Annotated in this window: 18 protein-coding genes; 12 read left to right on the plus strand and 6 right to left on the minus strand. The window is 67.1% G+C overall.

The window, feature by feature from the left end; genetic code table 11:
• Positions 1 to 19: 19 nt before the first annotated feature.
• Positions 20 to 331 (plus strand): thioredoxin family protein, encoded by a 312-nt coding sequence (locus CV_RS09245; RefSeq protein ID WP_011135447.1) that lies wholly within the window; start codon positions 20 to 22, stop codon positions 329 to 331.
• 135 nt (positions 332 to 466) lie between these two features.
• Positions 467 to 847 carry a hypothetical protein gene (locus CV_RS09250; protein WP_011135448.1) on the plus strand — a complete coding sequence of 127 codons (381 nt, stop codon included), beginning with the start codon at positions 467 to 469 and terminating at the stop codon, positions 845 to 847.
• Between the two features lie 83 nt (positions 848 to 930).
• Here CV_RS09250 and CV_RS09255 read toward each other — a convergent pair whose 3' ends face one another.
• From CV_RS09255 to CV_RS09265, 4 genes are all read right to left on the minus strand, one after another.
• Positions 931 to 2250 carry a glycoside hydrolase family 19 protein gene (locus CV_RS09255; RefSeq protein ID WP_011135449.1) on the minus strand — a complete coding sequence of 440 codons (1320 nt, stop codon included), beginning with the start codon at positions 2248 to 2250 and terminating at the stop codon, positions 931 to 933.
• Positions 2251 to 2452: 202 nt separating this feature from the next.
• On the minus strand, positions 2453 to 2719 hold the full coding sequence (infA, locus tag CV_RS09260) for a translation initiation factor IF-1 (RefSeq protein WP_011135450.1): 267 nt from the start codon (positions 2717 to 2719) through the stop codon (positions 2453 to 2455).
• 13 nt (positions 2720 to 2732) lie between these two features.
• Complete coding sequence (locus CV_RS23475) at positions 2733 to 2966, minus strand: hypothetical protein (RefSeq protein WP_011135451.1); 234 nt, start codon at positions 2964 to 2966, stop codon at positions 2733 to 2735.
• Positions 2959 to 4437: a PLP-dependent aminotransferase family protein gene (locus CV_RS09265; RefSeq protein ID WP_198404076.1), complete on the minus strand. Its 1479-nt coding sequence runs from the start codon at positions 4435 to 4437 to the stop codon at positions 2959 to 2961. The genes CV_RS23475 and CV_RS09265 overlap by 8 nt, the downstream gene beginning before the upstream one ends.
• Positions 4438 to 4585: 148 nt before the next feature.
• Here CV_RS09265 and CV_RS09270 point away from each other — a divergent pair, with 148 nt between their 5' ends.
• From CV_RS09270 to CV_RS09315, 10 genes are all read left to right on the plus strand, one after another.
• Complete coding sequence (locus tag CV_RS09270) at positions 4586 to 5206, plus strand: LysE family translocator (RefSeq protein ID WP_011135453.1); 621 nt, start codon at positions 4586 to 4588, stop codon at positions 5204 to 5206.
• 98 nt (positions 5207 to 5304) lie between these two features.
• Complete coding sequence (locus tag CV_RS09275; RefSeq protein ID WP_011135454.1) at positions 5305 to 5856, plus strand: isochorismatase family protein; 552 nt, start codon at positions 5305 to 5307, stop codon at positions 5854 to 5856.
• A 278-nt stretch (positions 5857 to 6134) separates the two neighbouring features.
• Positions 6135 to 6347 (plus strand): DUF1737 domain-containing protein, encoded by a 213-nt coding sequence (locus tag CV_RS09280; protein WP_011135455.1) that lies wholly within the window; start codon positions 6135 to 6137, stop codon positions 6345 to 6347.
• Positions 6334 to 7236 (plus strand): O-acetylserine/cysteine exporter, encoded by a 903-nt coding sequence (locus CV_RS23200; RefSeq protein WP_011135456.1) that lies wholly within the window; start codon positions 6334 to 6336, stop codon positions 7234 to 7236. Before CV_RS09280 ends, CV_RS23200 begins: the two co-directional genes overlap by 14 nt.
• Complete coding sequence (locus CV_RS23205) at positions 7229 to 8143, plus strand: GlxA family transcriptional regulator (protein ID WP_011135457.1); 915 nt, start codon at positions 7229 to 7231, stop codon at positions 8141 to 8143. Before CV_RS23200 ends, CV_RS23205 begins: the two co-directional genes overlap by 8 nt.
• Before the next feature lie 131 nt (positions 8144 to 8274).
• Positions 8275 to 8967: an LPP20 family lipoprotein gene (locus tag CV_RS09295; RefSeq protein WP_227590078.1), complete on the plus strand. Its 693-nt coding sequence runs from the start codon at positions 8275 to 8277 to the stop codon at positions 8965 to 8967.
• Positions 8967 to 10259: a flagellar assembly protein T N-terminal domain-containing protein gene (locus CV_RS09300; protein WP_011135459.1), complete on the plus strand. Its 1293-nt coding sequence runs from the start codon at positions 8967 to 8969 to the stop codon at positions 10257 to 10259. The genes CV_RS09295 and CV_RS09300 overlap by 1 nt, the downstream gene beginning before the upstream one ends.
• 126 nt (positions 10260 to 10385) lie before the next feature.
• A complete protein-coding gene (locus CV_RS09305) occupies positions 10386 to 11378 on the plus strand; it encodes a Fe(3+) ABC transporter substrate-binding protein (protein ID WP_011135460.1) in 993 nt (330 codons plus the stop codon).
• 71 nt (positions 11379 to 11449) lie between these two features.
• On the plus strand, positions 11450 to 13054 hold the full coding sequence (locus CV_RS09310; protein WP_011135461.1) for an ABC transporter permease: 1605 nt from the start codon (positions 11450 to 11452) through the stop codon (positions 13052 to 13054).
• A 1-nt stretch (position 13055) separates the two neighbouring features.
• Complete coding sequence (locus CV_RS09315; protein ID WP_011135462.1) at positions 13056 to 14099, plus strand: ABC transporter ATP-binding protein; 1044 nt, start codon at positions 13056 to 13058, stop codon at positions 14097 to 14099.
• A 3-nt stretch (positions 14100 to 14102) separates the two neighbouring features.
• Here CV_RS09315 and CV_RS09320 read toward each other — a convergent pair whose 3' ends face one another.
• Together CV_RS09320 and CV_RS09325 are read right to left on the minus strand one after the other, a co-directional pair.
• Positions 14103 to 14570, minus strand: coding sequence for a YbaK/EbsC family protein (locus tag CV_RS09320; RefSeq protein WP_011135463.1), 468 nt, complete (start codon positions 14568 to 14570; stop codon positions 14103 to 14105).
• 193 nt (positions 14571 to 14763) lie between these two features.
• Positions 14764 to 15891, minus strand: coding sequence for a methyl-accepting chemotaxis protein (locus CV_RS09325; protein ID WP_011135464.1), 1128 nt, complete (start codon positions 15889 to 15891; stop codon positions 14764 to 14766).
• Between the last annotated feature and the right edge of the window lie 120 nt (positions 15892 to 16011).

Genomic DNA, 16011 nt, shown 5'->3' on the forward strand with positions numbered 1-16011 from the left:
TTTCTTTGAGGAGGCTGCCATGGGCCATTACCTGAGCGACAATCCCGCGCCCGAGGATGTGGCGGCGCTGCCGGGGCTGACGCTGCTGGAGTTCGGCGTCGACTGGTGTCCGCATTGCCAGGGGGCGCAGCCCTTGCTGGCGCAATATCTGGCGAGCCGGCCGCCGTTGCGCCACCTGGCGGTGGAGGACGGCAAGGGCCGGCGGCTGGGACGCTTGTACGGCGTCAAGCTGTGGCCGAGCTTCATCCTGTTGCGCGATGGCGCGGAGATCGGCCGGGTTGTCAGGCCGCAGAGCCTGGATCAGCTGGAGGCGTTGTCCGCGGGCGTGTAAAAGGCGTTGATGCCGGCTTTGCGCGCAAAGCCTCCGGTTTTAGCCGTTTTTTAAGCGGGTTCGGATATCTTGCATGCCCGGTCCGACGCCGGCCGCCGCATCGGGCGGCGGCCCGTCGGGCGTTTGGAGATATCCATGTTCGAAATGGGAAAAAGCTATAGCCGCGAGGAAATCCACGCGGCGGTCGGCGGCAACAAGCATTCCTACCTGCCGCGCAAGAAGGGCAAGGTGGTGGCCGCCTGCCTGCGTCCGGACCTGAATCCCGACGCGCCCAATGTGATTCTGTGCAACTCCTGCCCGCCGGAGCGCGCGGCGGGGGAGCAGCTGGCGCGCCAGGGCGGCGCGATCCCGGTGTTCCTGAAGGAAGGCGCCGGCAGCTGGACATTCCAGGGCCTGTTCCGCGTGGTGGGCGAGGAAACCCATCCGGACGCCTGCGCGCCGTATGCCGCGCGCAGCGCCTGGACCCGGGGGCAGATCAAGCGGGTGCTGAAACTGGAGAAGCAGGTCCAGTTCTGACTCGCCGGCGTCCGGCTTAGGGGCGCGTGGACATGTTGGCAGGCCGGAACCCGCAGAGGGTTCCGGCCTTCGCTTTTCCGCGCCTATTTCAGCTTGACGCCCCAGTTGTCCTCGACGCAGCGCTGGTAGTTGCCTGCCTGCAAGGCGCTGTACGGCGTCTGGTAGCTGACCAGCTGGCACTGGTAGTCGTGCTGCCACTGCCAGTCCTTTTCCCAGTAGATGTTGTAGGCGGCGGAGCTGGCCGAGGTGAAGCGCTGCATATTGGCGCAGGACAGCTGCTCGCCGCCGTAGTCCCAGCCCAGGTCATGGGCGAACTGCTTGTAGTAGTCGATGCGGTTTTGCGCCGCCTGGCGCTCGGTGCCGCCGCCGCATTCGCCGTTGATGATCTGGATGGTGGTGGCGAAGTTGTTGCCGGCGCCGGCCGCCTTGTCCGCGGCGTTGGGCACCCAGGTGCCATCAATCACATGCAGCATGGATGGCTTGGGCGGCTGCGGATAGACGAAGAAGAAGGTGGCGGAGGCGAGGTTGAGCCAGGTGCTGGCCACCAGGTCCGGGTTTTGCAGCAGCACCGACTGGTCGCCGTTGTTCATCGCCTGCGAGAACGGACCGTAGTTGTAGTTGTACGACAGCTGCTTGGCGCCGCGGCCGTAGTATTTCTTCCAGCTGCCGTCGGGGTTCTTGCCGCAGGTCCATACCTTGTTGAACACCGGATCGTTGCACTCGGTGTTGTAACCGCAGGCGCTGCCGCTGTCGGCGCAGCCCATCTCGCGCAGGTAGGCCAGGCCCTGCCGCCATTGCGGCACGGTGTCGCTGGCGTCGTGGTTGCCGGTTTCCTGGCCGAAGTGGGCGAACATGGTGGCGAGGCTATGGCGGCAGATGGCATCGGCGTCGCGGCCGTCGCCGTAGTCGTCGCAGACGCCGGGGAATTTGGCCACCGCCTGCAGGAAGCGGGTGTAGGTGTAGCTGGCGTCGCGGCGGCTGAAGTAATAGTCCCATTTGGCCGACGGCAGCAGCCGCTCGACGCGGCGCACGTTGACCGGATTGGCGGCGCGGCCCGGGGCCACCTGTTCCACCTGCTCGTTGGACAGCGTGCGGATGGAAGCCTTCACCTTGCGGAAGAAGTCGTTGTTGGTCAGCTCGGCCTCGTGCTGCAAGGCCTGTTGCAGCGTCGGGACCGGGGGCGCGGCGTCATCCAGCTTGCGCATGGCGCCATCGACATGGGCGATCCAGGAGCCCTTGGGATTGGCTCCCGGCGTTTCGCCGCGGGTGGGCCACTTGGCTTGCCAGTCGCGGCCCTGCCACTGCACTGTCTGGCCCTTCTGATAGATGGCGCGGGCTTGCCATGGCGCGGCCAGGGCGGGGAGCGGCAACAGGGACAGGATGATGAAGGCTGACAGTTTCATATCGGTTCCTCATGGTGGGCATGCCGATCGGCACGTAATACCACTATGGAACCAATATGAGATATGTCAATTGCAAATCTGTGCCGTCAGTTCAATCCATGGCGGAAGCGATGGAAAGCGCGGCGTCCGAGGCGGGCGCTGGGCGCGAAGCCGGCCTGGAGAAGACGCGTAAAGCGCGGGGGCAGCGGACTGCCCGGCGCGCTTAGCGGCGGTGGTGGTGGGACGGACGCGGGCCGGCGCCGGGATTGGCGGTCGGGTGGCGGAAATTGATGCGGCCCTTGGTCAGGTCGTACGGCGACATTTCCACGGTCACGCGGTCGCCCAGCAGCACGCGGATGCGGTGCATCTTCATCTTGCCGGAGCCGTAGGCCAGGATCTCCATATTGTTGTCCAGCCTCACGCGAAAGCGGGACTCGGGCAGCATTTCGATGACGACGCCTTCCAGTTCGATCATGTCTTCCTTGGACATAGCGTTTCCTTTCTCATACGGTAATGAAATGGCTTCGCGCGGCGGTCGGTGCGACTGCCGCGGCGAGGCGTTTGAGCTTCAGTTCGGTGACCTGCGGAATGGGCGCGATGCCGGCCCAAGAGGCAAGGCTGAGCGTCGGGCCGCGGTGGCCGGACGGTTGAAATCCAGAGGCAAGCCGGTATTGTACCGTCAAGCGGGCGGAGCGGTCACGGTTTTGTTCGCGGGCAGGGGAAAAACGTTCAGCCATTCGGCGCCAACTGTTCGCAGGCGAGCTGGCCGACGCGCACCAGGGCCGCCAGGTAGCGTTCGTCCAGCGGGTAGCAGCAGGACAGGCGCATCGCGTTGCGGTAGCGGCCGCCGGGCGAGCTGAGCGGGCCGGGAATCAGGCTGATCTTCTCCGCCATCGCGGCGTGGAACAGCGCCACGCTGTCGCAGCCCTCCGGCAGTTCCAGCCAGATCAGGAAGCCGCCCTGGGGCTGGGTGGCGCGGGTGCCGGCCGGGAAATGGCGGGCGATCAGCCCGCGCACCTTCTCCACGTGCGCGGCGTAGCGGCGCTTCAGCGTGCGCAGGTGGTGGTCGTAGCCGCCCGATTCCAGAAACGCGCCCAGCGTTTCCGCCAGCACCGCCGGCTGCGCGACGGAGGAGGCGAATTTCAGCTTGCGCAGCGCCGCGCCGAAGCGGCCGCCTTCCATCCAGCCGATGCGGAAATCCGGCGCCAGCGTCTTGGTATAGCTGGCGCAGACGATGACCCAGCCGTCGGCGTCGAATGCCTTCACCGCCGGCGCCAGGGTGTCGGAAAACTGCAGTTCGGCGTACAGAGCGTCCTCGATCAGCGGCACCTGGTGCCGGTTGACCAGCTTCGCCAGCCGCTTCTTGTTCTCCAGCGGCATGCAGCAGCCCAGCGGATTGTGCACGTTGGGCATGGCCACCAGCGCCTGGATGCGTTTTTCCTCCAGCAGCACTTCCACCGCGTCTATCGACAGGCCCGTCTGCGGATCGGTGGGAATCTCCACCGCCTTCAGCCCCAGGCTGGCCAGCAGCGGCAGCAGGTTGAAATAAGTCGGCGATTCCAGCCCCACCGCGTCGCCGTGGCGGGTGACGGCGCGCAGCGCCAGCTGCAGCGCCTCCATGCAGCCGTGGGTGAGGATGATGTTGTCCGGCTGCAGCGTCATGCCCAGGTCCATGCCGCGGCGGGCGATCTGGGTGCGCAAGCGTTCCGGGCCCGGCGGCAGCGCGTAGGTGCTGACCATGCCCGGCTGGCGGCGCAGGATCTGGCCCATCAGCCTGGCCAGCTTGTTGCCGGGATAGAAGTCGCCGCCGCGCGGGCAGGCCAGCGCCAGGTCGATGAAGCCCTCGGACTGCTGCGCCTGCAGCACGGTGCCGATCAGGTCCAGCACCGCGTGCTTGGTCGGCGAGGCGGGGCCGCTCTCGGTGCCGGCCTGCCGCGCCGGGGACGGCAGCCGCGCGCGCACGTAGTAGCCCGACTGCGGCCGCGCCTCGATCAGGCCGCGGTCTTCCAGCACGCGGTAGGCGCTGACCACGGTGTTGAGGCTGAGCTGGCGGCTGTGGGCGGCACGGCGCACCGACGGCAGCCGCGAGCCGGGCGGCAGCGTGCCGCGGCTGATCGCCAGCGACAGGTCGTCGGCGAGCTGCTGATAGAGGGTGGCGGCGCTGTTCTGCATCGTCGGGCTTTCGGCGGGGAGGGGCACAGCGTTCATCATAGTGGAGGGTGACAGTTGCTGAAAAGATTAATCTGTAACCAGATCAATAATGGATTTTTGAATCTGTATCCATCAAGACAGTCCGCTTAGCATGTCCGGGTGGGCAAGGGCCTGTCGCCGCTTGCCGTTTCGCAGGAGATCCTCGATGCCGGAATTCGCTTTGCTGTCCTATGTCGCCCTGATGTCGATCACGCCGGGGCCCAATAACCTGATGCTGGCCTCGTCCGGCGTCAATTTCGGCTTCCGCCGCACCGTGCCGCACATGCTGGGCATCAGCCTGGGCTGCGCGCTGCAGGTGTTCATCGTGGCCATGCTGCTGGCGCAGATGCTGGGCTGGCTGTCGTCGTGGCGCCTGCCGCTGGCGGTGGCCGGCTGCGTCTACCTGTTGTGGCTGTCGTGGCAGATCGCCCGTTCCGGCCAGCCGGAAGCGCGCGAGCAGGCCCGGCCGCTGGGCTTCATCGGCGCGGCGCTGTTCCAGTGGCTGAATCCCAAGGCCTGGGTGATGGTGCTGAACGCGTCCATCCTGTTCATGCCGGCTGGCGAGGGCGGGCGCTGGCTGGCGGCGCTGTTGCTGGCGCTGGTGTTCGCCGTGGTCAACCTGCCCTGCATCAGCGTGTGGGCCTGGGGCGGCGAGAAACTGCGGCGCTCGCTGTCCGCGCCCCGCGCCTTGCTGCTCTACAACCTGACGATGGGCGCGCTGATGGCCGTCACCGCGCTATGGCTGCTCTATGACGAACTGGCACCGGCGCTTGCCCTGACGGCATGATGTCCTTTTCTGGCAGGGGCTTGTCCGGAGATGGCCTTATTTGCTGGCCATATCCGCCATACGATGCTGTCCATATCCACACCGCCGGGGGAGGCGAAATGAAAAAGACCGCATTGCTGGTGATTGATGTCCAGGATTCCTTTCTGCACCGCCCGTACTGGGACGAGCGCGAGCTGCCCGCCTATCGGGACGCGCAACTGAGGCTGATCGCCGGCGCCGAGGCGAGCGGGGTGCCTGTCGTCAACATTCTCCATACCGACGACGACGAGGCCTTCCGGCTGGAGTCCGGGCTGGTCAAGCCGCAGTCCTGGCTGAAACACCGGCCGGCGGCGTCTTTCGTCAAGCATGTGCACAATGCGCTGACCGATTCCGGCCTGCAGGACTGGCTGATCAAGCATGGCATCCAGAAGCTGGTGATTTCCGGCATCCGCACCGAGCAGTGTTGCGAAACCACCACCCGCGTGGCCTCAGACTTGGGCTACGAGGTGGATTTCGTCACCGAGGCGACCTTGACCTTTCCGATGACCCATGCGGGCAGCGGCGCGGTCTACAGCGCCGCCGACATCCGCGCCCGCACCGAGCTGGTGCTGGCCGGGCGCTTCGCGACCATCGTCACGGTGGAAGAGGCCCTGCGGCGGATGGCGGATTAAGAGCGGCCAACAGCATTCCTGATGCGGCGCTGCGCCGGCTTGTCGTACCCAAGTACGGCCTGCGTCGGCGCGCCTTGCCTCTGCCGTGAAACTGATTTTTGTTGGCCGCTCTAATTCCTTTCCGCTCCGGCTCCCCCCGCCGGGGGGCAAGGAAGTCCATCATTCCCGAGCTGACTCATGGTGGCGAGGGACGGCATCGGATTCCGGGCAGGCGCTTGCGGATTGACGCCGTCATGCCATAAGGTGTCGAAATGCAACTATCCGCACAAGGAGCAAGCATGTCTCAACACGCATCGAGCGTCCCGCCCGACGGGCTGCCGGCTTATCGGCTGCTGACCGGGCCGGACGACTCGGCCTTCTGCAAACGGGTCAGCGAAGCGCTGGCGCAGGGCTATCGGCTGCATGGCTCGCCGGCGGCCACCTTCAACGGCGAGCGCGTGATCGTCGCGCAGGCGGTGCTGTGGCCGGGAGCGAACGATGCCGCTGGCTGACGTGGCGCAGGCGCTGGCCATCGTGCTGGTCTGGGGCGTGAACTTCGTGGTGATCAAATGGGGCGTGGCCGGCGTGCCGCCGCTGCTGCTGGGCGCGCTGCGTTTCGCGCTGGTGGCGCTGCCGGCGGTATTCGTCATCAGGCGGCCGGCCCTGCCGTGGCGCTACCTGGCGCTGTATGGGCTGACGGTGGGCGTGGGGCAGTTCGGCTGCCTGTTTTCCGCGATCAAGCTGGGCATGCCGGCCGGACTCGCCTCGGTGGTGCTGCAGTCGCAGGCCTTTTTCACGCTGCTGCTGGCTCGGGTGTTTCTAGGCGAGCGCTGGCAGGCCAGCCAGCTGGTTGGCCTGCTGCTGGCTTTGGGCGGCCTGGCGCTGATCGGCATGGGCAAGGGCGGCGACATGACCGCGGTCGGCTTCGGCCTGACCATCGCCGCGGCCACCAGCTGGGCAGCGTCCAATGTCGTGGTGCGCGCGATAGGCCGCGCCGGCTTCAAGGTGGAGCCGCTGGGCCTGGTGGTGTGGTCCAGCCTGGTGCCGCCGATTCCCTTCCTGCTGTTGTCGTGGCGGCTGGAAGGCGGCGAGCGCATGGCGGCGGCGCTGCGAGGCTTCGACGGGCAGTCGCTGTTCGCCGTCGCCTATCTGGCCTTTGTGGCCACCATGTTCGGCTATGGGCTGTGGAGCCGCCTGCTGGCGCGGCACGCCGCGGCCAAGGTGGCGCCGTTCTCGCTGCTGGTGCCGGTGGTGGGATTGCTGGCTTCGCACTGGCTGCTGAGCGAGACGCTGACGCCCGCTCAGTTGGCCGGCAGCGGCCTGCTGATGGCCGGCCTGCTGGCCACGGTGTTCGGCGGCAGGCTGTTGGCGGCGGCGGAGGGCAGGACTCGCCGTGCGTGACGTCTATTTCCTGCTGTCGCCCTGCGTGCTGCTGCTGGACCTGGCCGGCCCGGCCGACGCTTTCAGGCTGGCAGGCCAGCATGGCGCGGCGTTCCGGCTGCATTACGTGAGCGCGTCGACGGAGGTGGAGACCTCGCTGGGCCTGCCGCTGGGCGGCCTCGCGCCCTTGCCGGACGCGCTGCCGGACGGCGCGGTGGTGGTGGCGCCGGGTTCGACCCCGTCCATCGAGGCCTATGCCAGGCCGGAGGCGAGGCGGGTGGTCGCCTGGCTGGCCTCGCGCCGGCATCGAACGGGCATACGCTGGGCGGGCGTCTGCTCGGGCAGCCTGCTGCTGGCGGAGGCCGGCCTGTTCGACGGCCGCGCCTGCACCAGCCACCACTCCTTGATCGAACGGCTGCGCGCGCTGGCGCCGGCGGCCCGGGTGCAGGAAAACCGGGTGTTCGTCGCCGACGGTCCGTGCTACAGCAGCGCAGGCATCACCGCCGGCATCGATCTGGCGCTGCATCTGATCGCCGAATTGGCCGATCCCGCCGTGGCCCGCGCGGTGGCGCGCGAGATGGTGGTGTATTTCCGCCGCTCGCCGCAGGATCCGGAGCTGTCGCCGTGGCTGGCCTGGCGCAATCACCTGCATCCGGCGCTGCACCGCGCGCAGGACCTGATCTGCTCTGATCCGGTGCGCGATTGGCCGCTGGACGAACTGGCGGCCAGGGTCCACGTCAGCGCCCGCCACCTGTCGCGGCTGTTCCGCGACCAGGCCGGCGTCTCCGCGCACGACTACCACCGCGCGCTGCGCCTGACGCTGGCCGAGCAATGGCGCTCGGCGGGGCTCAGCAAGGAAAAAGCCGCGCTGTCCGCCGGTTTTTCATCGGCCAGGCAGATGAACCGGGCCGCCGCCGCGCATGACTGAGCGGCGGCGCATGCCGTCCGCGTCTCAAGTTTCATCAGTTATTGCCGATGTTTCAGGTTGACGAGCTCCGGGAATGGTTCATACCATTCCATCAACACCTATCGGTAATTGCCATGAATACAGTCCGCCGTATGCCTCGCCTCGCCTTGCTTGCCCTGATGGCCGGTTTGACCGCCTGCGCCACGCCCGCCCCGCAGAAATCCTCGATGGGCGCGCCGATGCCGATGAAGGAGAGCGGCTCGGTCCCGTCGGGAGTCGGCTACGTCGGCTCCGGCGACGAGGCCGCCAGCGGCGAGGAGGTGAAGGTGGTGGTGAAGGAAGTGAATCCCTTCCGGCCCATCGTCGTCCGGGTGACCGGCTCCGGCGCCGCGCCTTACACCAACAGCCTGACGCCGTCGCAGCGCAAGCTGCTGGCGATGCGGGCCGCCCGGCTGGACGCTTTCCGCTCGATAGCGGAACAGGTGCAGGGCATGAAGCTGGTCGGCAACAGCTCGGTGTCGAACATGATCGCCAACAGCGATAGCTTCCGCACCTATGTGGACGCCTATCTGCGCGGCGTCACCATCGTCTCCACCGTGATGAAGCCGGACGGCACCAGCGAGGCGGTGGCCGAAATCACGCTGGATCAGGAGTTCTACAAGCAATTCCGCAATTCGATGGAAAAGACCGGCAGCGTGATGCAGGCCGCCAAGGAAACCGGCACCGCGGGCGCGCTGTGTCCGGAGGGCAATTGCGGCGCCACCAAGGTGGTCCCCGCGCCGGCGGCTATGCCCATGACCGCCTCACCTGCCCGCTACAGCAGCAATTTCTACGTGAACCAGTGATGAAGCGAACCGCTATCCGTGCCGCCGCTCTTGCGGCGGCATTTGTTTTGTCGGCCGCGGCGCGGGCGGAACGCCTGAGCGCCGAGGGCGTGGCGCCGCTGGACAACGGACCGGTGGCCGCGCGCCACATGGCGATACAGGATGCGTTGAAGCTGATCTCCATCCGCCAGGGCGCGCGGATCGAGTCGACCCAGGTGATGGAGATGGGCAGGCAGGGAGAGTCGGGCACGCTGACCGCCGCCGCGCCGGTTCAGGGATCGGTGCGGGTGGTGAGCGAGTACGCCGAAGGCAAGCTCTATCATGTCAAGGTCGAGGTGGATACCGCCAAGGCGGCGTCCGTGTCGAACTCCGCATCCGAGAGGCGGAGCGATCCGTCCTGCCCGATGCCGGTGGGGCGGTCGATGAAGCGCAAGCTGGTGACCACGTATTTCGATGTCGCGCGCCCGGCCGAGGCGTCCGACATGCCGGACCTGGCGACGGCGCTGCCGACCGAGCTGGCGCGGCGGCTGTCGCGCAACGCCATGCTGATGGTGAGGGACGCCAACACCGTGTCGGTGCTAGCGGACAGCCGTATCGCCGAGCCGGACGCCGGCTGGCAAACCGCGAGCCAGCTGGGGCAGCGCGAGAACGTGCAGTTCGTGGTGGCGGGGCGGGTATTGTCCACCTCGGTGACCGAAAAAGGCGTAAGGCTGTCCCTGTTCGAGTCCAACAACACCAGCCAGCAGGGCGCCTTCTACAACGGTCCCTTCGCCGGCATGTTCGGCAACGGCGTCAAATACGTGCCCACGCAGCGGCAGTTCGACCTCGAGTTCTGGATATACGACGGCCTGACCGGCTCGCTGCTGGCCAGGGAGCGCGTCAACGGCATGGCCAGCTCCAAGGGGCCAATCATCCCGCCCCAGCCCCAGCCTTTCGCTTCCGGGGCCTTCTGGCAGGGTGACTACGGCAAGCTGGTCAGCCAGCTGCTGGATCGCGCGTCCGACCGCATAGACAACATCATCTCCTGCATTCCGTTCTCGGCCCGGGTGGTGAGGCTGGAAGGCAAGCGCGTCTACATCAACGCCGGCCTGCTGGACGGCATGGCGGTCGGGGACAAGCTGCTGTTGTACAAGCGCGCCAGCGGCCAGCCGCTGCGCGACCTGATTTCCGGCCGCGAGCTGGGCATGCCGGAAAGCCTGAACGGCGACGTGAGCCTGATCCAGGTGCAGCCCAATTTCTCCATCGGCCTGGTGCAGGGCAGCGGCCGGGCGCCGTCGGAGGGCGATTACGTCCGCTTTGGAACGGCGCGCTGATGTTGGTTTTTTCTGCTCAAAGTTCCGCTGTTTGCAATTTATTTTTGTATTGATAAGTATTATCAGCTGGTGTTACGGTGCGTCCCTGCACATCGCGTTTCGTCTCAATCAAACAGGGGATACACCTTGAAACAGCAACTGATGTTGGCCGCCGCGCTGGCGGCCGCGGCCGGGCCGGCGCTGGCCGAGGAAGTGGTGGTATACAGCGCGCGGGGCGAGCAACTGCTCAAGCCCATCGTGGAAGCCTACAAGAAAGAGACCGGCGTCAGCGTCAAGCTGGTGTCGGACAAGGAAGGCCCGCTGATGGAGCGCCTGCGTGCCGAAGGCCGCAACAGCCCGGCCGACCTGTTGCTGACGGTGGATGCCGGCAATCTGTGGCAGGCCGAGCGCATGGGCCTGCTGAAGGCGGTGCAGTCGCCGGTGCTGGATGCCAACGTTCCGGCCCACCTGCGCGACCCGGCCAGGCAGTGGTACGGCCTGTCCATCCGCGCCCGCACCATCTTCTACAACACCCAGAAGGTGAAGCCGTCGCAGCTGTCCAGCTACGCCGATCTGGCCGATCCCAAGTGGAAAGGCAAGCTCTGCCTGCGCACTTCCAAGAAGGTGTACAACCAGTCGCTGGTCGGCATGATGCTGGCCGAGACCGGCCCGGCCAAGACCGAGCAGGTGATCAAGGGCTGGGTGGGGAATTTGGCCGCCGCGCCGTTCCCCGACGACACCAAGATGCTGGAAGCCATCGCCGCCGGCCAGTGCGAGGTCGGCATCGCCAACACCTATTACTACGGCCGGCTGATGGAGAAGTCGCCCAAGCTGCCGCTGGGCATCTTCTGGGCCGACCAGGCGGGCAAGGGCACCCACGTCAACATCTCCGGCGCCGGCGTCACCCGTTACGCCAGGAACGAGAAGGGCGCGGTGAAGTTCCTGGAGTGGCTGAGCTCGGAGAAGGCGCAGAACCTGTTCGCCGACGTCAACATGGAATTCCCGGTCAACCCCAAAGTGAAGCCCGACGCCCGCGTGGCGGCCTGGGGCGATTTCAAGCACAACTACATCAACGTCTCCCAAGCCGGCGCCCGCCAGGCTGAGGCGGTCAAGCTGATGGACCGCGCCGGCTACAAGTAAGCCGCGCCTCTTGTATCGAACCGGGCCTGCCGTCACGCGACGGCGGGCCCGCCGCCGTTGGATCGCATCGCATGCCGTTTACCGTTTCGCGCTGGCGCGCGCCGGCCGCCGCCGCCAGCCTGCTCACTCTGATACCGCTGGCGGTGATCGCCATGGGCCTGCTGGAGCCCGACGCCGAAGCATGGCGCCACCTGGCCGAGTACACGTTGCCGGAGCTGCTGCGCAACACCGTCGTCCTGCTGTCTGGCGTCGGCGCCGGCGTGCTGCTGCTGGGTGTGCCGCTGGCTTGGCTGACCGCGGTGCACGACTTTCCCGGGCGCCGTTTTTTTGCCTGGGCGTTGATGCTGCCGCTGGCGATGCCAGCCTATGTGATGGCGTTCTCCCAGCTGGGCCTGTTCGACTTCACCGGACCGTTCCAGACCTGGCTGCGGGAGGCGTTCGGCAGCTCGGCCTGGGTGCCCGACATCCGCTCGACGCCCGGCGTGGTGATGGTGCTGTCGCTGGCATTCTATCCCTACGTCTACCTGCTGGCCCGCGACGCTTTCGCCGGCATGGGACGGCGCGCGCTGGAGGTCGGGCAATCGCTGGGCCTGTCGCCGCTGGCCGGCTTCTTCAAGGTGGCGCTGCCGATGGCCCGGCCCTGGATCGCCGGCGGCTTGGGCTTGGCGCTGATGGAGACGCTGGCCGATTTCGGCACCGTCGCCATCTTCAATTTCGACGCCTTCACCTCGGCCATCTACAAAGCCTGGTTCAGCCTGTTCTCGCTGTCCGCCGCCAAGCAGCTGGCGTCGCTGCTGGTATTGCTGGTGTTTGTCTTGCTGTGGCTGGAGCAGCGCGCGCGCGGCCAACGCGGCTATGTGCCGGCGGGCAGAGCGGCGCCGCTGCCGCGCGCCCGCTTGCCGGGCTGGCGCGGTTGGCTGGCAAGCGCCTGCTGCGCGCTGGTCTTGCTGTTGGCCTTCGCTTTGCCTTTCGGCCAGATTCTGGTTTGGGCGGCCGAGCATGCCGCCAGCGAGCTGGACGCCGATCTGCTCGACAGCCTGAAAAGCTCGCTGGCGCTGGCGGCGATGGCGGCGGCCCTGGTGCCGGCCATCGCGCTGCTGCTGGTTTTCGCCGTCCGGCGCGACTCCGGCAGCCGGCCTTGGGCGCGGCTGGCCACCCTGGGCTACGCGGTGCCGGGCACGGTGCTGGCGGTCGGCGTGTTCGCGCCGGTGGCGGCGCTGGACAATCTGCTGCTCGGCTGCTTCGGCCGCTGGCTGCCGGAAGGGACGTCCGCGGTGTTCAAGGGCACGCTGCTGGTCCTGCTGCTGGCCTATGCCTCGCGTTTCCTGGCCGTCGCGCACTCCGCGCTGGACGCGGCGATGCAGCGCATCAGCCGCAGCCAGGAGGAGGCGGCCCACAGCCTGGGCCTCAGCGGCGCCCGCTTGCTGGGGCGGCTTTACCTGCCCTTGCTCAGGGGCGGTCTGTTCACCGCGATGCTGATGGTGTTCGTCGACGTGATGAAGGAGATGCCGATCACGCTGATGACCCGGCCCTTCGGTTGGGACACGCTGGCGGTGCGCATTTTCAACCTGACCAGCGAGGGCGAATGGCAGCGCGCGGCGCTGCCCTCGGTGGCCATCGTGCTGGCCGGCCTGCTGCCGGTCTTGCTGCTGTCGCGGCAGAAGCCTGGAGTGTGAAATGGACAAGACGCTTGAATTCGACGCGGTGAGCCTGGCTTTCGCCGGCCGGCCGGTGCTGGACGGCATGAGCTTCGCGCTGGAGGCGGGCGAGATCGCCTGCCTGCTGGGCGGCTCCGGCTGCGGCAAGACCACCGCGCTGCGCTGCATCGCCGGCTTCGAAACGCCGTCCGCCGGCCGCATCCGGCTGGAGGGCGAGACGGTATTCGGCGTCGGCGCCGCGCTGCCCGCGCATCGGCGGCGCGTCGGCATGGTGTTCCAAGACCACGCGCTGTTCCCGCATCTGACCGTGGCCGCCAACGTGGCGTTCGGCCTGCCCGCCTTGCGCCGGGCCGAGCGCAAGGCCAGGGTGGCGGAGACGCTGCGGCTGGTGGGGCTGGAAGAGGAGGCGGCGCGCTATCCGCACCAGTTGTCCGGCGGCCAGCAGCAACGGGTGGCGTTGGCGCGGGCGCTGGCGCCAAGGCCGCGCCTGCTGCTGCTGGACGAGCCTTTTTCCAATCTGGACGCCGAGCTGCGCGAGCGGCTGGCGCGCGAAGTGCGCGCCATCCTGCAATCCCAGGGCATCTCGGCCTTGATGGTCACCCATGATCAGCACGAGGCCTTCGCCGTCGCCGACCGGGTGGGCGTGTTGCACCAGGGGCGGCTGCAGCAGTGGGATACGCCGGACGCGCTCTACCACCGCCCGGCCAATCGCTACGTGGCCGGCTTCATCGGCCAGGGCGTATTCCTGCCGGGCCGGGTCAGCGGGCGCGCGGTGATGCTGGAGACCGGCGAGCTGCGGGCCGAGGACGAGCTGGGCTTCGCCGACGGCGCCGAGGTGGAGGTGTTGCTGCGCCCCGACGCGGTGCAGCCGGAGCCGGGCAGCCCGCTGCGGGCCAGGGTGGTGGACAGGGTGCTGCGCGGCACGGTCAGCCATTACGCGCTGGAACTGCTGTCCGGCCGGCGCTTGTTGGCCGAGTTGGGCCACGGACAGCCGCTGCAAGTCGGGGACATGGTGGGCATCCGGCTGCAGCCTCGGCCGCTGCTGGCTTTCGCCCGGGGGTGAGGCTCAGGCGAAGGCCTGGCAGACGTCCACCCACTGGCCGGCGGTGATGTCGCCGAGCGCTTCCGGGCTGATCCGCACCGCGCTGTGCACCGCGCCGGCGGCCGGCAGCACTTCGTCGAAGGCCTGGATGGACACGTCCAGGTAGATGGGCAGCTCGCGGGCCAGGCCGAACGGGCAGACGCCGCCGACAGGGTGGCCGGTGATGGCTTCCACCTCTTCCGGCGGCAGCATCTTGCCCTTGCCGAAGGCGTCCTTGAACTTGCGGTTGTCGATGCGGGCATCGCCGCGCGCGACCAGGATCACGTCGCGGCCGTCGTTCAGGCGGAAGGCCAGCGTCTTGGCGATGCGGCCGGGCTCCACGCCGTGGGCGGAGGCGGCCTCGGCCACGGTGGCGGTGCTGACGTCCAGCTCGATGATGGCAATGTCCGCTTGGCGGGCGGCGAAGAAGGCTTTGACCGATTCCAGGCTCATGGGCGGTTCTCGTCGGGAAGGATGGCCGGACCATTATTCCCGATGCGAACCAAAGGCGCCAGGTCCGGCGTACGCCCGCGGCCGGTTTCGACGCCAGCGGTGCGCCGGCGCGGAAAACGCCCCGTCGCAGCGTCGTCCGCTGCCGGGGCGTTCGATGGGGCGGTGGGCCAGGGACGCAACTTTGGACAGTCTTTCAGGACTGCCGCACGATCTCGGCAAGTTTGTCGGCGATGTCCTGCGAAGTGGCGGCCTGCTCTTCGGCGGCGTTGGCGATCTGCACTACGAAGTCGCGCATATTGTTGATTTCGCCGACGATGATGCCCAGCGCCTGCTCGGCGCGCTGGAAGTCGTTTTCAGTGGCGTCCACCTGCTGGCGGCCGCGCTCGATCGCGTCCACGTTCTGCTTCACCTCGTTCTGGATGTCGCGGATCATGTCGCCGATTTCCTGGGTGGCCTTGGTGGTGCGTTCGGCCAGCTTGCGCACCTCGTCCGCCACCACGGCGAAGCCGCGGCCCATCTCGCCGGCGCGGGCGGCCTCGATGGCGGCGTTCAGCGCCAGCAGGTTGGTCTGGTCGGCAATGTCCTTGATGACGTTGACGATCTGGCCTATGGTCTCGGAGCGCTGTCCCAGCGACTCCAGGCTGTCGGCGGTGTCGCGCACCATGCCGCCCACGTTCTTCATGCCGCTGCTGGTTTCGCTGACGATGCCGGCGCCCTTGCGGCCTTCGCCCAGCATCAGTTCCGCCGATTCTGACGCCGACGCGGTCTGCACCGCCACGTTCTGTATCGTGGCGCTCATCGCCTGCATGTTTTCCGACAGCTCGTTGACGCGGGCCTCCAGGAAGTCGCGGCGCTGATTGCCCTGTTCCTGCAATTTCTGGGCGCGGATTTCGGATGACACATCCTGGAAGCTGGCCATGAAGCACAGCAACTGGCTGGGGTTGGCGGAATCCCAGATCGGGAACACCTTGGTTTCGAACATGACCTCGCCCACCGGGATCATCGCGGTGTGCTGGGGAATCTTGCCGCTGGCCAGGTCCGCCAGGATGCGGCGGTTGTGTTCCGGATCGCGGTGGAATTGATGGATGCTGTGGCCGTGAGCGCGGTTGACGTCGACGCCGGCGCGGAATTTCTGGTTCATCATCTCGCGGTGGCGGCCCAGCACGTCGCGCGCGGTCTGGTTCATGTAGAAGATCGTGTTGTCGCGGGTGGTATCGCACAACATGATCAGATTGTCGGCGTGGTCCAGCACGCTTTCCAGCTGGCGCACCATGCGCGCCGCGTCCTCGGCCTTGCTTGCCGCTTTCTTGAAACCAAACATCCCTGTCTCCCGGCTAAGTGTTTCTACTGGTGTAGTTATTTTGGGTTTGGTTGACTCAGGACATAAAAGCAAGCTTTTTCTAGGCTTTGGTCAAGTCTTCTGCGTTGATTTTAAAGGGGA

The sequence above is a fragment of the Chromobacterium violaceum ATCC 12472 genome (genome assembly GCF_000007705.1).
GTDB classification, from domain to species: Bacteria; Pseudomonadota; Gammaproteobacteria; order Burkholderiales; family Chromobacteriaceae; genus Chromobacterium; species Chromobacterium violaceum.

Coding starts and splice junctions, on each gene's coding strand:
- CV_RS09310 (WP_011135461.1), top strand. CDS start 11,450: ATGCCGTTTACCGTTTCGCGCTGGCGCGCGCCGGCCGCCGCCGCCAGC.
- CV_RS09320 (WP_011135463.1), bottom strand. CDS start 14,570: ATGAGCCTGGAATCGGTCAAAGCCTTCTTCGCCGCCCGCCAAGCGGAC.
- CV_RS09315 (WP_011135462.1), top strand. CDS start 13,056: ATGGACAAGACGCTTGAATTCGACGCGGTGAGCCTGGCTTTCGCCGGC.
- CV_RS09300 (WP_011135459.1), top strand. CDS start 8,967: ATGAAGCGAACCGCTATCCGTGCCGCCGCTCTTGCGGCGGCATTTGTT.
- CV_RS09250 (WP_011135448.1), top strand. CDS start 467: ATGTTCGAAATGGGAAAAAGCTATAGCCGCGAGGAAATCCACGCGGCG.
- CV_RS09295 (WP_227590078.1), top strand. CDS start 8,275: ATGCCTCGCCTCGCCTTGCTTGCCCTGATGGCCGGTTTGACCGCCTGC.
- CV_RS23200 (WP_011135456.1), top strand. CDS start 6,334: ATGCCGCTGGCTGACGTGGCGCAGGCGCTGGCCATCGTGCTGGTCTGG.
- CV_RS09325 (WP_011135464.1), bottom strand. CDS start 15,891: ATGTTTGGTTTCAAGAAAGCGGCAAGCAAGGCCGAGGACGCGGCGCGC.
- CV_RS09255 (WP_011135449.1), bottom strand. CDS start 2,250: ATGAAACTGTCAGCCTTCATCATCCTGTCCCTGTTGCCGCTCCCCGCC.
- CV_RS09280 (WP_011135455.1), top strand. CDS start 6,135: ATGTCTCAACACGCATCGAGCGTCCCGCCCGACGGGCTGCCGGCTTAT.
- CV_RS09245 (WP_011135447.1), top strand. CDS start 20: ATGGGCCATTACCTGAGCGACAATCCCGCGCCCGAGGATGTGGCGGCG.
- CV_RS09265 (WP_198404076.1), bottom strand. CDS start 4,437: ATGAACGCTGTGCCCCTCCCCGCCGAAAGCCCGACGATGCAGAACAGC.
- CV_RS09275 (WP_011135454.1), top strand. CDS start 5,305: ATGAAAAAGACCGCATTGCTGGTGATTGATGTCCAGGATTCCTTTCTG.
- CV_RS23475 (WP_011135451.1), bottom strand. CDS start 2,966: ATGGCTGAACGTTTTTCCCCTGCCCGCGAACAAAACCGTGACCGCTCC.
- CV_RS09270 (WP_011135453.1), top strand. CDS start 4,586: ATGCCGGAATTCGCTTTGCTGTCCTATGTCGCCCTGATGTCGATCACG.
- infA (WP_011135450.1), bottom strand. CDS start 2,719: ATGTCCAAGGAAGACATGATCGAACTGGAAGGCGTCGTCATCGAAATG.